General features: G+C 37.4%; 14 protein-coding genes and 1 pseudogene. 10 read left to right on the top strand and 5 right to left on the bottom strand.

Annotated features, from left to right (window positions below; genetic code table 11):
- Positions 1–46 precede the first annotated feature (46 nt).
- A pseudogene (locus tag B1NLA3E_RS19405) lies at positions 47–338 on the bottom strand (NifU family protein).
- A gap of 84 nt (positions 339–422) precedes the next feature.
- Here B1NLA3E_RS19405 and B1NLA3E_RS19400 point away from each other — a divergent pair.
- Positions 423–749, top strand: a complete 327-nt coding sequence (locus B1NLA3E_RS19400; protein ID WP_015595515.1) for a YuzD family protein — start codon at positions 423–425, stop codon at positions 747–749.
- Between the two features lie 147 nt (positions 750–896).
- Here B1NLA3E_RS19400 and B1NLA3E_RS19395 read toward each other — a convergent pair whose 3' ends face one another.
- Complete coding sequence (locus tag B1NLA3E_RS19395; RefSeq protein WP_015595514.1) at positions 897–1964, bottom strand: NAD(P)/FAD-dependent oxidoreductase; 1068 nt, start codon at positions 1962–1964, stop codon at positions 897–899.
- A gap of 327 nt (positions 1965–2291) precedes the next feature.
- Between B1NLA3E_RS19395 and B1NLA3E_RS19390 the strand changes: the two genes are divergently transcribed.
- Positions 2292–2528: a YuzB family protein gene (locus B1NLA3E_RS19390; protein WP_187292201.1), complete on the top strand. Its 237-nt coding sequence runs from the start codon at positions 2292–2294 to the stop codon at positions 2526–2528.
- A gap of 193 nt (positions 2529–2721) precedes the next feature.
- A complete protein-coding gene (locus B1NLA3E_RS19385; protein ID WP_015595512.1) occupies positions 2722–3084 on the top strand; it encodes a HesB/IscA family protein in 363 nt (120 codons plus the stop codon).
- A 615-nt stretch (positions 3085–3699) separates the two neighbouring features.
- Here the strand turns inward: B1NLA3E_RS19385 and B1NLA3E_RS19380 are convergent.
- Complete coding sequence (locus tag B1NLA3E_RS19380) at positions 3700–4974, bottom strand: IS110 family transposase (RefSeq protein WP_015592437.1); 1275 nt, start codon at positions 4972–4974, stop codon at positions 3700–3702.
- A gap of 430 nt (positions 4975–5404) precedes the next feature.
- Between B1NLA3E_RS19380 and B1NLA3E_RS25495 the strand changes: the two genes are divergently transcribed.
- Positions 5405–6430, top strand: coding sequence for a lytic transglycosylase domain-containing protein (locus tag B1NLA3E_RS25495; RefSeq protein WP_015595510.1), 1026 nt, complete (start codon positions 5405–5407; stop codon positions 6428–6430).
- Between the two features lie 165 nt (positions 6431–6595).
- Here the strand turns inward: B1NLA3E_RS25495 and B1NLA3E_RS19365 are convergent, their stop codons facing one another.
- Positions 6596–7591, bottom strand: coding sequence for an NAD(P)/FAD-dependent oxidoreductase (locus tag B1NLA3E_RS19365; protein ID WP_015595509.1), 996 nt, complete (start codon positions 7589–7591; stop codon positions 6596–6598).
- 325 nt (positions 7592–7916) lie between these two features.
- On the opposite strand from B1NLA3E_RS19365, the gene B1NLA3E_RS19360 reads away from it, so the two are divergent.
- The 3 genes from B1NLA3E_RS19360 (at position 7917) to B1NLA3E_RS19350 (ending at position 10520) form a co-directional block, all read left to right on the top strand.
- Positions 7917–9134 (top strand): NAD(P)/FAD-dependent oxidoreductase, encoded by a 1218-nt coding sequence (locus B1NLA3E_RS19360; RefSeq protein WP_015595508.1) that lies wholly within the window; start codon positions 7917–7919, stop codon positions 9132–9134.
- Positions 9135–9338: 204 nt separating this feature from the next.
- Positions 9339–9662: a YuiB family protein gene (locus B1NLA3E_RS19355; protein ID WP_015595507.1), complete on the top strand. Its 324-nt coding sequence runs from the start codon at positions 9339–9341 to the stop codon at positions 9660–9662.
- Between the two features lie 183 nt (positions 9663–9845).
- Positions 9846–10520: a 3D domain-containing protein gene (locus B1NLA3E_RS19350; RefSeq protein WP_144061513.1), complete on the top strand. Its 675-nt coding sequence runs from the start codon at positions 9846–9848 to the stop codon at positions 10518–10520.
- Between the two features lie 53 nt (positions 10521–10573).
- Here the strand turns inward: B1NLA3E_RS19350 and B1NLA3E_RS19345 are convergent, their stop codons facing one another.
- Complete coding sequence (locus B1NLA3E_RS19345) at positions 10574–11050, bottom strand: divergent PAP2 family protein (RefSeq protein ID WP_015595505.1); 477 nt, start codon at positions 11048–11050, stop codon at positions 10574–10576.
- Between the two features lie 446 nt (positions 11051–11496).
- Between B1NLA3E_RS19345 and B1NLA3E_RS19340 the strand changes: the two genes are divergently transcribed.
- From B1NLA3E_RS19340 to B1NLA3E_RS19330, 3 genes are all read left to right on the top strand, one after another.
- Positions 11497–13002 carry a leucyl aminopeptidase gene (locus B1NLA3E_RS19340; RefSeq protein ID WP_015595504.1) on the top strand — a complete coding sequence of 502 codons (1506 nt, stop codon included), beginning with the start codon at positions 11497–11499 and terminating at the stop codon, positions 13000–13002.
- Between the two features lie 158 nt (positions 13003–13160).
- Entirely contained in the window at positions 13161–13784 is a 624-nt protein-coding gene (locus B1NLA3E_RS19335) for a DedA family protein (protein WP_015595503.1), read from the top strand.
- 35 nt (positions 13785–13819) lie between these two features.
- Positions 13820–14206, top strand: a complete 387-nt coding sequence (locus B1NLA3E_RS19330) for a hotdog fold thioesterase (RefSeq protein WP_015595502.1) — start codon at positions 13820–13822, stop codon at positions 14204–14206.
- Positions 14207–14412 lie beyond the last annotated feature (206 nt).

Here is a 14412-nt window from a genome sequence, read left to right as displayed (position 1 = left end):
ATCTTCCTCGAATGAGGTGATCTGGCCCTTTATTCGTAAATTTTTTTTAGAAGACTTGTTCTACTTCAACTACACCTGGAACTTCTTCTAATAATGCCCGTTCGATTCCAGCTTTTAACGTGATTGTTGAACTAGGGCAGCTTCCGCAGGCACCTAGAAGACGTAATTTTACAATACCGTCCTCAATATCAACTAACTCACAATCTCCTCCATCACGTAAAAGAAATGGACGCAATTTATCTAATACTTCTTGTACTTGCGCTAACAAATCTTGATCAACCATTAAATCTACTCCTTTCCTTAATCTTATTATAATCACAATAACCGTAAAAATCTATTCCCTAAGACTTAAAACTAACATTCAATGGTAAATAATATTAAAATATTAATAAATAATATGAACGGTAAGGGAGCGGTGTGAAATGGAGGATACAATCGTTGAAATCGTCGTATATGGCACAGAACAAGTTTGCCCTAGCTGTGTCTCACTCCCGTCCTCAAAAGAGACGTATGAGTGGTTAGAGGCTGCAATAAGCAGGAAATATCCAAACCAGCAATTTTTCCTGACCTATGTAGATATTTTCGAACCTCCAAACGATGCGATTAAACAAAAATTTGCAAGGAAGATCATCGACGAAAATTTGTTTTATCCAGTTGTCGTAATAGATGGAAATGTTGTAGCAGAGGGGAGCCCAAGATTGAAAAATATTTTTGCTGAAATGGAGAAGAGAGGATATAAAGGTCTTTAATATATTTAGGCTGCGTTAAAGAACAATGTTGATTTTTGAGCATTCTGTTGATTGGAGCGGAAAGCGAGTGCCTGCAGCGGAAATCACCAGAATTGTTTAACAGAGCCTATTTAAAAAAGGCGGGGGTAGTATCCCTCGCCTAAATGATCATCCGTTATGATATTTATATACCCAGAGAATTCCTGATTTTAACAATCGTGCTACTCTACCCGTAATAGGACGGTCTGCGAGCAATCCGAATCCGTGTTTTTTTCCGAGAGAACCCAGTACACCCTTAAGTTTAATAGCTGGGAAGGATTCAGGTGGTGCTTCACCATTCCAGCGTTTTAATAATACTTGAACTATTTGTTCTGCTTGTCCTTCAGCAAGTTGAGCACTAGGTGCATATGGCAAGCTTGCGCAATCTCCAAGTACATAAACATTTTCGGAGTTTGGAATATTATGTTGAGTGGTGAGTACGACACGACCTTGAGGGTCTTTTTCTACATCAAGTTCTCTAACCACCTTACTTGGTTGGATTCCAGCAGTCCAAACAATAGCATCAAAATTCATAGGCGCATCATGATTATACAAGACGTTTTCTTCCACTCTTGTAATATTGGCGTTATTGATAATGTCTACGCCATTGGTATCAAACCAATTTTCTACATAAGTGCTTAATCTTTCCGGAAAAGTAGATAAAATAAAATTCCCACGATCAAATAATTTTATTTTTAAATCTTTTCGGCTCTCGTTCAATTCACTAGCTAATTCAACTCCACTTAAACCTGCTCCAACAATTGCTACAACCGACCCAGATGGAAGATTATTCAATGCTTGATAGGTATTCCGCGCTTTTTCGATATTTTGAATGCTAAAGGTAAATTGATCAGCACCCGGAACATGGTGATACTTATCCTCGCATCCCAATCCGATGATTAAATCATCATAGCTGATTGTTTCTTGGTCATTAAAGGAAATGGAATTATTCGCTAGATTAATAGAAGTAATTTCCCCATACTTAATCTGTAAACGGGGATGTGTAGGAAAAGGTACACGAACGTGTTGATCAGAAATGGTACCCGCTGCAAGAGCGTAAAATTCAGTTTTTAAACTATGATATGGAACTCTGTCTACCAGTGTTATTGAAACATCATCCGGCAATTGGTTTGGCAACAGTCGTTGCAAAACTCTCATACCCCCATATCCTCCACCAAGAATAACAAGATTTTTCATTCGTAATTTCCCCTTTGTAGCAGTGTATACTGCATTCTTGATCTATCCCAATTTTAAAAAATGCAACGTTACATTGATTGGTTGATTCTTGGATTGTAAAAGTTCCTTGTTGAAGAAAACAATGGATACTTTGAAAACGAAATGATATCACACACATAATAGTAAAATTCTACTATTTAAACCACTTAACAGTATATCGAAAATGTCACAAAATCTCAACATTTAATACACAAAAACTTGACATTAGTTTACGAATATTAAATTGACGTTTTTTTATTAATAAAGTAGGATATAAAGTTGATAGAGAAGTGAGAGGTGAGGGATATGATCAATCCAATGGTTGAATTTTGTATTGGCAATTTAGTTAAAGGTTCCCAAAGGGTTTTCGAAACTCTTCAAAAGGACCCAAATATAGATACAATTGAATATGGTTGTCTGAGTTACTGCGGCATTTGCGAAGATACCCTTTTTGCCGTAGTGAATGGGGAAATTGTCAAAGGCTCCACCCCAGACGAACTACTTGAAAATATATATCAATATATAGAAGAAAACCCAATGTTTTAAACTGAAAAGCTACAGCGGCTAGGCGCTGTAGCTAGATAAACCGAAAAGCGTAAGTACATCCTTATCTCTTACAGAAGATAGACACTAATCAAGGTTTTATCCGCTTGTTAAAATGGGGAAACTGATTAGTTGAGTCATATATTATTGGTGTATATACTAATAGTACAGTGAGCTGTAGAAAGGTGGGATATGAATGGAACAAATAATTACTATTAGCGAGGCAGCAGCCTTTCAAATTAAAGACATGATGAAGCAAAATGAAGAAGAAGGCGCTTTTTTACGAGTCGCTGTTAAAGGCGGAGGCTGTAGCGGTTTGTCATACGGTATGGGTTTTGATCATGAAATAAATGAAGATGATATTAAGTTGGAACAACATGGCATCACTGTCCTTGTTGATAAAGAAAGCGAACCAGTCCTCAAGGGAACAATCATTGATTTTAAAGAATCGATGATGGGTGGCGGCTTTACCATCGATAATCCGAATGCAATTGCATCATGCGGATGCGGCTCATCCTTTAAAACAGCAACGAATACAGGCACACCAGAGGAATGTTAAGGTTTTGAATTACATGCCTTCTCGATAGTTAATGTCTAAAGCATAACTATTTGAGGGGTTTTTTTTATGGCTCAGAACAGCTTGGATATTGTTCTTCGAAGGTAATATTAAAATGGGTTAATTTGGTATTACCTTATCAATTATATATAGAGTAATATTTATTTATGGCTCTGTTAAACTCCCTCAGTTTAATGCGATTTTCTCCCGAATGCTCGCTAATTCGCAGGATTTCATAGTCCCATATTTTGAATTAACAGTTAAGTGGAATGAATTCAGATCATTATTGGCTCGTGGAGGCATAGTGAAATAAAGGGATAAATAATAACCCCAATTTTTACCATGTGATGTACATGCTCCACGCCGCCCCTGGAGGCTTTCCCTCCCATGTCTCAACGGGTCAATTGCCCTTTCATTCCTTCGTCATGCCTACCCAAGGGGTGGAGGCCAGTCAAGCTAGATTAATGGGTCTATGCCCTTTTGTTTAACAAATCTGGTACTCCGTACATATTTATTATCCTGCGAATAAGCCAGCATTCGGTTTATACAATTCTGTTATCTAATTTATTTTTGGTGTCACATTTAAGAAATCAGATTTAGTTCAAGGTTCTATCGTAACTATGCTGCCAACACAATAATGTGGTTAACTTTTTCAGGACAGTAGAACTCATTTCGGCGAGCGATGCCCACAAAAATCCTCGCAAGTTTCCCAATCAATTTCATGATTGACTTCATTTTCTTCATCTTTTTTACTTTTACATTATAGGAGTGAATTGCTTTAAATTCCGGATTATTCGCTACAAGACTCATTGTAGCTAAATATAGGAAACGTCGTAGTCTAGACCTTCCTCGCTTAGAGATGACAATTTGACCTTTCCACTTCCCTGAACTTGCTTCAGCTAAGTGTAATCCAGCATGGCGAAGCAAAGAATTCCCATGAGAAAAACCACTTAAATCTCCTGCCTCACCTAAAATACCTGCCAATGAAATTACACTAATGCCTTTAATGGCAAGTAATTTATAAGCGAAAGGGATCTTTAATAGAGCATCAGTAACTTGTTCCTCCACTCTTTCGAGTTGTTTTAAAGCTAAATCATATTCCTCTAATAATTGTTCCAAATGAAATTTATAAGCATCAAGTGCTTGCTTTGTTCCAACTGATTTTCCAGCTACCTGAATGAGTAATAGTGCCTTTTTTAAACCAGGTTGTCTCTTCATGATTGATTTCCAACCCATTATTACTTCCTCGGGCTCCATAGTTCCTAATTCTACAGGGGATGGGAATAGACGAAGGGTTGCAATTGCCCCTTTAGCGGTAATATCTTTAAACACCTGTCGGAGTTCGGGAAATACAATATCTACCCACCGATTTAATTGGTTAGTAGAACTTACGAGACGCTTAACAACTACATCACGATTAGACATAAGAACCCTAAGTTTTTCAAATGACTCAGATGTAGGCCTAACCTCAGAGTAGTAACCGTTTTTCACCATATCAGCTATAACCAAAGCATCTTTTTTATCACTTTTAGATTGAGTATTATCACGATTTTCTTTATTTCTTTTTACTAAATAGGGATTTACCGTTACCACTTCAATATTATGCTTAAAAAGCCATTTTGAAAGATTAATCCAATAGTGTCCAGTAGGTTCCATCCCAACAATAGATTCATCTAAATTGTTTATTCTTTGAAGATTATTAATCCATTTTAATAAACTAGAAAATCCTTCTTCATTATTAGTAAATGTAAGTGGATCACCAACTACAATTCCGCGGAAATTAACAGCTCGGGCTACATGTAATTGTTGAGCAATATCTATCCCAACAACAAGATGTTTAACGGAAATTCTTTCTATTAGTTGATTTTGTTTGTTTTGCATTTTAAACTTCAAAGTAGGGTTCCTCCTTAAGGTTGAGTTTGAGTGGTGTCTTACTCATATCTTACTGAGGAGCCCTATTTTTTTCAAACTCGAAAAATAACGTTCTACAGGAATGCTAGAATGTTGATTTCCGTTCCAGGCGCTTCGCTTTCCGCGGGGCGGGCGGTGAGCCTCCTCGGCGCTAAAGCGCCTGCGGGGTCTCACCTGTCCCGCTGCTCCCGCAGGAGTCTCGCGCCTTCCACTCCAATCAACATTGTGCAAAAAATCAACATTGAGCTTTAACACAGTCATTTAAATAAAAGTTGATTATCCGCTCCTTCCTATAAATTTCAATATCTAAACTCGATGTAATATTGTCAAAATTTCAGAGAAAAAAGGTTCCTAGTGGTAAATAAGATATGGAATAATTAATTCAAGTAATGACAAAAGCGAGGAATCTCTCTTGAATAAAAATCTTGTGCAAATACAAAAAAATATTAAGCATGTTATGAAGGGGTGGATTTGGCCCTTTTTTCGCAAAATCTTTATTCTAATAGGAATAATGGCTTTGTTGATTTATGGTGCTGGAAAAGTTAATTGGACGCCAATGGAAGACTGGATGATTGACAAACTAGCACATTTGGAACCTCGTGGTAAGCAGGTTTCCTTGCTTTCAATGGATGGTAAGTTGAGCATCACCGATACAATAGCTTATAAAAAGGAAAAGTTAGAGATTTTTAAGACCAACATCAAGAATACTGTTCAGCTGGTAGCTTCAAAGGTAGGTCTAGAAAGCAGTGCCCAAAATAAAAATAAAAGCTTAACAAGTATAAGTAAGGAAATTGCTAAAAATAGCAAATTCAAGGATCTAACCGAATACAAAATAGAAGTTGCAGATGTCAAGACATCGGATACAAAGGTACCCTTATCTGATTGGGAAATCATTAAAACCAATCTTAAGGACGGTTTTAATGCCTTTCTGGATATGGCAACTGTTAGGATTATGACTGAAGATGGAAAACCAATGATTGTAAAGGTCGTAGGGGACAAACAAGTGGTTGTTGAATATGATTCATCTGATAAAGTAATGAGGTGGGGCAAGGAAATTCAAGCTGCCTCAACAAAATACGGAATCGAACCTGCTGTAATAGCAGCTATTATTGAACAAGAATCTGGGGGTAATCCTGATATCCAAAGTCCAGCAGGAGCAATCGGATTAATGCAGTTAATGCCTAGAACGGCCCAGGGGTTAGGAGTTAATCCTTACGATCCTGGTCAGAACATTGAAGGAGGAACCAAATATTTAGCTATTCAGCTTAATCGTTTTGGAAGCCTTGAAATGGCGTTGGCTGCTTATAATGCCGGTCCTGGAAACGTACTCAACTCAAGGTATTTGTACATCTCTGAGACCCAAAACTATATTCGAAATGTACCTGCTTTGGTTAATAAATATCAACGCCAATTTACTGCAGCAGTAAGTGGGGGTTAAAACTTCAAGCAAAAATGATAGCATCCCGGTAAAGGCTATAATAGGTGGCGGATTTACGATACCTGAAGAATGCTAAATTTACGCTAAAAAGCAAAGTGAATGTAGAAACTCACTTTGCTTTTTATTTTAATATTCTTAAAAGGGAATACGCTTTCGATTTTCTGTTCAATTAAACATCGAAGAGCTATGAAGCGGTTGGATCTTAGCTTTTGGATCGATAAATTGTTTTGCATTATTAACTGCAGTTGGTGCTTCACCAAATCCGCATGCAATAAGCTTAACTTTTCCTTCATAAGTACAAATATCACCTGCAGCATAAATACCAGGGATGTTTGTTTCCATTCTTGAATTGACAACGATTGAAGTTTTGTCAATATTCAAGCCCCATTCTTTAATCGGACCTAAAGATGAAACAAAACCGTAGTTGACGATGACTGAATCTACATCAATTACTTCACGTTGCTCCCCGTTCACATGATCAATCACGACTTGCTTAATTCCGTTATCGTCGCCAACTAAATCTGCTGGTACAAAAGGAGTTTTAATCTCAGCCTTTGAGTTTTGAAGATTTTCAACGCTGTGCTCATGAGCTCTAAATTTATCGCGACGATGAATAATCGTTACTTTTTCTGCAATCGGTTCAAGCATCATTGTCCAGTCAACAGCAGAGTCGCCACCGCCAAAAACAACTACTTTTTTACCTGCAAATTTGTTCAAATCATCAATAAAGTAATGAAGATTTTTTGATTCATATTGAGTAGCACTTTCTAATTCTAAACGGCGTGGTTGGAAAGCACCGTTCCCAGCAGTAATAATGATAGTTTTTGTGTAATGGATTTCATTATTAGTGGTTAATTTGAAAATGCCGTCATCTTGCTTTTCAACTTTTTCAACAGCTTGCTCAAGCGCTACTGTTGGGTTGAATTTTGCCATTTGTTCCTTTAAATTGTTTACCAATTCTTGAGCTCTAACTTTTGGAAAACCTGCTACATCATATATGTATTTTTCCGGATAAAGCGCTGCCAATTGTCCGCCAAGTTGTGGCAAACTTTCGATTATTTTGACGCTGGCTTGTCTCATACCACCATAAAATGCGGTAAATAATCCAACGGGCCCTCCGCCAATGATTGTAATGTCATAAACTTGCTTATCTACTTTCACTTTGAACCCCCCCAAACAATCTGTAAATATTCACGTAATTTATAATACCACAAATTAATCAATTACTCTAAAAATTGGTGGGATTTGGGGATGATTGATTTATTACAAAATTGTAATTTTTGGATAACTATTTTTCTTGCTTGAAAAAGAAACTGAAATGGAATATTATAATTAGGAATTATGTTAATTTTTTGTGACATTTTTAGAACATTTTTATGTCTATGAACGTGAAATACCTCACAATCTTTTAAGCGATAATGAACGTACGGAATAAAAAGAGTGTATTTTACTGAAAAATATATTGGAAAAGGTGAAGTGATATACTTTGAGAAAGTCAAAAATAGTTGTATTAGGTGCGGGATACGGTGGCTTAATGACCGTTACAAAATTACAAAAGATGCTTGGTGTTAATGAAGCAGAGATTACTCTTGTAAATAAAAACGATTACCATTATGAAACTACTTGGCTTCATGAGGCATCTGCTGGAACACTTCATCATGACCGTGTTCGTTATCCAATTGATAATGTTATTGAACGCAGTAAAGTTCATTTTATACAAGATTGTGCAATTGAAGTAAATACCGCTGAAAAGAAGGTAATTTTAGAAAATAGAGAGCTTTCTTATGATTATCTTGTTATCGCACTTGGCGGGGAGTCGGAAACATTTGGAATTAAGGGATTGAAAGATTTCGCATTTTCAATTGTAAATGTTAACGCTGCAAGACAAATTCGAGAGCATATTGAGCTTCAATTTGCTACCTATCAAACGGAAGAAGAGAAGAAAGATGAACGCCTAACTATTGTAGTTGGTGGAGCTGGATTCACTGGAATTGAGTTTTTAGGTGAAATGGCTAATCGAATTCCTGAACTATGTCGTGAATATGATGTAGAACAAAATAGGGTTAAGCTCATTTGTGTTGAAGCAGCACCAATGGTTTTACCAGGATTTGATCCTGAATTAGTAAGCTACGCTGTTGCTCAATTAGAGAAAAAGGGTGTTCAATTCCGAATTGGCACTGCCATAAAAGAATGTACTCCTGAAGGGATTATTGTTGCAAAAAGTGAAAATGAAGTTGAAGAAATAAAAGCTGGCACTGTTGTATGGGCTGCTGGGGTTAGAGGTAACTCAATCATTGAAAAGTCTGGGATTGAATCAATGCGCGGACGTGTAAAAATTCAACTTGATTTAAGAGTTCCAGGCAGCGATCATATTTTCGTCATTGGAGACTGTTCTTTAATGATAAATGAAGAAATTAACCGACCTTACCCACCTACTGCTCAAATTGCGATGCAACAAGGTGAAGTATGTGCAAGAAACTTAGCTGCATTAGTTAGAGACAAAGCAGAGCTTGAATCATTTAAGCCTGATATAAAAGGTTCTGTATGTTCACTTGGTCATGATGATGCAATTGGCTTGGTATTTGGTAAGAAAGTGTTTGGTGCAAAGGCATCTTTTATGAAAAAAATGGTCGATAATCGTGCCCTATTGATGATTGGCGGAGCAGGCCTTGTTATGAAAAAGGGTAAATTTAATCTATTATAATATTATTATTATATTTAATAGACAACCTTAAAACTCTTGTAAAAAAGTTTTTGAGGTTGTCTTTTTCTTTTATTGAGGAATCGGAATGTAATCAAGGTAAAAGTGGGAATAATCAAAAAAACAGGTTAAAAAAAGTCATTTGCGTTGACTACACCTAATCCTTTCAGTAAACTTTATGTTGATGTGTTAGGGGGAGGAAAGCTGATGGAACTGACCGTTGTCACGCTTGTTATTTCAATGCTATTATTTTTCGTGTTATTTTTTGGAATTGGCTTTTTGTTAAATATGCTACTAAAAATGACATGGATTATGGCGATTATTTACCCAATAATAGCTATTTTTATCGTTGATAAAGTAAGGTTTATTGAATACTTTCAAAATAGTAAACAGTCGTTTACAGAGTTAGGTAAGCACTTAAGTAATTTGGCCCCTGCCGATATATTAATTTTGAGTAGCGGGTTGGTTGGAGCTATAGTTGCAGGAATAACTGTTAAGCTATTGCGAAAAAAGGGATATGGTATGTTTTAAGAGTGATAATTTCCCCACAGTAAATTACTGTGGTTTTTTTTTTGCCTAAAAATAGGTTTGTTTGTTAAAAATTCTTTTTCACCTCCAAATGAATATTTCTTGAAAGTTAGGAAATGAATAAATTTGGGAGGATTGAAAAATAATATGGTTAATAAATTAAAAAAATGGACGAGGCGTTCGATTATGTCTTGTTTATTTTTGGTAGCATTATTAATGACATATCAGTCAATTTCAGGTGTAGAAGCAAAAACGCTTGCTTCTATAGTATATCCATCTCATCACCATGAAAAAGTGGAAAGTTCTAACTCAAGTCATAAAATAAGACCACTGGAACTTGCTTTAAAAATTATGAAACGAATAACACAGCCACCAACGCAAATTTCAGCGGCTGAAGAAGTTTCGGGCACGATTCCATCTTTGGAAGATTCTTTTGATTGGTCGAAGTATCCAAAAAAGACGGTGGTAGCGACTGGCTATACTGCAGGATATGAATCAACTGGGAAGAACCCTGGTAACCCTCAATTTGGGATTACTTATTCTGGTGTGAAAGTAAAACGTGATTTATTTTCGACTGTTGCTGCAGACATCAATGTATTTCCGATTGGGACAATTCTGTTTATTCCTAACTACGGATACGGCGTAGTAGCTGATACGGGTAGTGCCATTAAAGGGGATAAGGTTGATTTATACTATGACACTGTTGATGAAGTATACAATGAATGGGGAAAACGGACGTTAGAGGTGTACATCGTTGAAATGGGAAAAGGGGAATTAACTGAGAATAAATTGAACTCTCTTAATGAGAATGAATCAATGCAAGTGTTTAGGCAACAATATAATCGAACCGAGCAAGATTAAAAATTAGACGGACCCATGTGTTCAGGGCATGGGATCCGCCTTTTTTTATTAATCTATTGCAATAAGAAGAACAATATTAAAGTCAGAGCTATACCAGTTAAACCGCCAAAAAATACTTCAATGGGTTTATGACCAAGTAGTTCTTTCAATTCTTTTCTTTTTTCCTGTTCAGGTTTTTTAGGCCAATTTTTGGCATCGGCAATGATTTTATTGAAATCAGCTACAAGTTGGTTCAAAACAATAGCCTGCTCGCCTGCCTGCCTACGTACTCCTGTGGCATCAAACATTGTGATGATGGCAAACATTGCTGAGACGGCAAATACAGCAGAATTCAACCCTTCTTCTAACGCGATTCCTGTCGTTAACGCTGTTACCGCAGCAGAATGGGAGCTTGGCATGCCACCTGTACTCGTTAGCAGGGACCAATTTAGCCTTCTAGTGGCTAAGTATTGAATTGGGACTTTTACAAATTGGGCAAAGAAAATGGCGGCTAACGCAGACCACAATGGGAAGTTAGTAAATAATTCCATTAAAAAGACCACCTTTTTGATTTAACCTTTATATTACCTATGCTATCCACCAATCTTTATATTAATTATCCTGCAAACTTGAAGATAATACCATATATAATTACGGAGAAAATTTACATTTTAAAATAAGGCTGTTTTCTAAAAGATTGTTGTTTTTGAATAAGTTTTGAATGCATACCGTTGAAAATGAAACTGATTGGAGCGGAAGGTGCTCGACTCCTGCGGGAGCAGCGGGACAGGTGAGACCCCGCAGGCGTAACGCCGAGGAGGCTCGCCGCCCGCCCCGCGGAAAGCGAGCACCTGGAGCGGAAATCAGCCCCTCCTCAAATAAGTAACTAGCAACAAAGTTTACAAAAACAGCCTAAAATAATCAGCATAATGTAGTTATTTTCAGATACAAGCCTGAGAATTCGTTATAATAGGTTTATATTCGGAGGTGATTCAACATGTTTGAAGTTAAAACAAAAGTGGATCTTTTAAAGGATCATGAAGGTATTATCATTGGTGTGTTTGATCGCAATACAAAGCTAGATGGGGTCATGGCGGAAGTCAATCATGCTCTCGGTGGCCAAATAACAGAACTCTTAAAGAACAACGACATCTCTGGGAAAAAGAAATCAGTGAAACTCATCCATACCTTAGGGAGAATTAACACAAAAAGATTGATTTTTGTTGGATTGGGTAATGAAAAAGATTATACATATGAAGTGTTCCTAGAAATTATCGGAAACGCATTTAAAGAAGTCCAAAAGTTGAAATACACGGAGATTGGGGTTGCCCTTGACACATTTGTTAATAGTCAAGTTGATGTACTTGACGCTGCTCATGCGCTCAGTGAAGCTTTTGTACTATCAACCTATAAATTTGAAGGATACAAACAAGAATCGAATCAATCTGATAAGAGAATTGACAGTATAACTGTGTATTCTCAAATAGAAGATATTGAGGAAATACAGGCGGCAATAACGGTCGGCTATGTTTACGGAGAGGGGACTAATTCTGCTCGTACACTTGTCAATATGCCTGGAAATATGTTGACAGCAACAGACATGGCGGATTATGCAACAGATCTGGCATGGAAATATAATTTTGACGTAGAGATTCTAGAAAAAGAAGAAATTGAAAAAATGGGAATGGGCGCATTCCTAGCAGTAAATCAAGGATCAGCAGAGCCTCCAAAAATGATTGTATTAAAATATCAAGGTAAAGAAGTATGGGAAGATGTCATTGGGCTTGTAGGAAAGGGTATTACCTTTGATACAGGTGGTTATTCGCTTAAAACAAAAGACGGCATCGTCGGAATGAAAACTGATATGGGTGGAGCAGCAGCAGTGTTAGGTGCGATGGAAATCATCGGCGAATTAAAACCAGAACAAAATGTTGTAGCGGTGATTCCTGCTACGGACAATATGATAAGTGGGTCCGCTTTTAAGCCTGATGATGTCATTACATCTATGAGTGGAAAAACAATTGAAGTTTTAAATACAGATGCAGAAGGAAGACTAGTATTAGCAGACGCCATTACCTATGCAAAATATCATGGTGCAAGCTACCTCGTTGACGTTGCTACCTTAACTGGTGGTGTAATTGTTGCGCTTGGAACAAATACATCTGGTGCACTAACCAACCACGAGATCTTATTTGAGCAGGTACTTGAGGCGTCAGTTGAGGCAGTTGAACCAATATGGCGTTTGCCGATTTTTCCAAAGGATATTGAGAGAATACACAATAGTCAAATCGCTGATTTAAATAATTCGCCAGGACGAGAAGGTCATGCCATTATGGCTGGTGCGTTTATTGGTGAGTTTGCTGAAGGAACGCCATGGGTGCATCTTGATATTGCCGGAACCGCAACATCAAAAAATGGGCATGATTTAGGCCCTGCAGGTGCTACAGGGGTGATGACCCGGACCCTTGCATTATTAGTGGAGCGGTTTGAACCAATTGATTAAACTTGAGGGAGTTGAATTAAAAAAGTTCAGCTCCCTTTTTCTTTCTTTCTTGTTTTTTAGAGTTACATAATCGAAAATAGAAGTATAAGCAATTAGATTTTCAGCTTGGTTCTTCAATGACTACCTCCGCTCTTCTAGTAAAATAAGGAGGATTGCCCATGGATATGGAATTAATTTTGAGGGTACTCGAAAATTATGGCTATTTAGGTTTGTTTTTAATGTTGTGGCTTGGTATTTTTGGTATCCCTGTTCCGAACGAAGTCACCATTATGACAATAGGTTTTGCTTCCTCAGAAAATTTTTTGAATCCAGTAGTCACCTTTTTGGTCGCCTATGGTGGAATGGTTGCGGCATTAACAACATGCTATATCATTGGAAGATACGTAGGTCGCCCGCTGATACAGTTTTTCGAGAAAAGAAAAAGGTTATCAAAAAAAATAGATTCATCTTTAAGGATGATTGAGCATTACCATGCTTTTTCCCTTTCGTTAAGTTATTTCCTCCCCGGGGTCAGAAATTTAGTTCCCTTTTTGTATGGATTCAGTAAATTCTCATTTAAGTCTTTCGTGCTTTTTTCATATTCTGGCGCGCTTGTTTGGTTAATACTTGTTTTTTTTGCGGGTTATTGGTTTAATGACCGAATTGATACATTCCTCCAGTTTGGTAAAGAGTTACTAATTGGAGCTGGTGTGATGGTCCTTTTGTTCGTTATTTTTAAAATGGTTCATAAAAGAAGAACTAAGCACATGAATAGGGTTAGAGGACATGGTCCACATGTATAGATCATTTCAAAACTAATAGATAAGGGGTGAAGAGATTGGATTTAAGCAAAACTTTAATTGGTGCACTCGGAATTGAGATCACTGAAATTGGAAAAGGAACAATAATAGCCACCATGCCAGTGGATGAACGAACAAGACAACCGATGGGTTTCTTGCATGGGGGAGCATCAGTGGCATTGGCAGAAACGGTTGCGAGTGTGGGTGCTTATGAATTGGTGGACAAAGAAACTGAGGCAGTAGTTGGCCTGGAAATAAACGCTAACCATATTAAGGGGAAAAGAGATGGAGTCGTAACTGCCGTGGGGAATGTTTTACATCAGGGCAGGACCACTATGGTTTGGAATATCAAAATTGTTGATGAATCCGATCAACTTATTTGTACATCCCGTTGTACAATTGCGATTGTTAAGTTAAAAAAATAGTGAAAATGCCACCAGCTAATTGTTAAGGTGGCATTTTTATTTTTATAGGATAATAAAGTATAAAGTTTTGAACTTAGATGGATGTCTAGCGGAAGGCGCCATCGGCTAGTGTACTTCGCTCTTTTCCCTACGATAAGTCAACATCGAATCGCTGGCGCTCTTCGTGTTTCCTTTATCTCAGTCAAAGCGCTCCAGTCCATACGCCG

It is taken from the genome of Bacillus sp. 1NLA3E (assembly GCF_000242895.2).
Taxonomy (GTDB): Bacteria; Bacillota; Bacilli; order Bacillales; family Cytobacillaceae; genus Bacillus_BU.
Note: the sequence above shows the minus strand (reverse complement) of the source record. Positions and strands in the feature narration are given on the sequence as shown.

Excerpts from the sequence above, each read along its gene's own strand:
- B1NLA3E_RS19355 (WP_015595507.1), top strand. The coding sequence starts at position 9,339 with ATGGAACTGACCGTTGTCACGCTTGTTATTTCAATGCTATTATTTTTC.
- B1NLA3E_RS19395 (WP_015595514.1), bottom strand. The coding sequence starts at position 1,964 with ATGAAAAATCTTGTTATTCTTGGTGGAGGATATGGGGGTATGAGAGTT.
- B1NLA3E_RS19335 (WP_015595503.1), top strand. The coding sequence starts at position 13,161 with ATGGATATGGAATTAATTTTGAGGGTACTCGAAAATTATGGCTATTTA.
- B1NLA3E_RS19385 (WP_015595512.1), top strand. The coding sequence starts at position 2,722 with ATGGAACAAATAATTACTATTAGCGAGGCAGCAGCCTTTCAAATTAAA.
- B1NLA3E_RS19350 (WP_144061513.1), top strand. The coding sequence starts at position 9,846 with ATGTCTTGTTTATTTTTGGTAGCATTATTAATGACATATCAGTCAATT.
- B1NLA3E_RS19345 (WP_015595505.1), bottom strand. The coding sequence starts at position 11,050 with ATGGAATTATTTACTAACTTCCCATTGTGGTCTGCGTTAGCCGCCATT.
- B1NLA3E_RS19340 (WP_015595504.1), top strand. The coding sequence starts at position 11,497 with ATGTTTGAAGTTAAAACAAAAGTGGATCTTTTAAAGGATCATGAAGGT.
- B1NLA3E_RS19400 (WP_015595515.1), top strand. The coding sequence starts at position 423 with ATGGAGGATACAATCGTTGAAATCGTCGTATATGGCACAGAACAAGTT.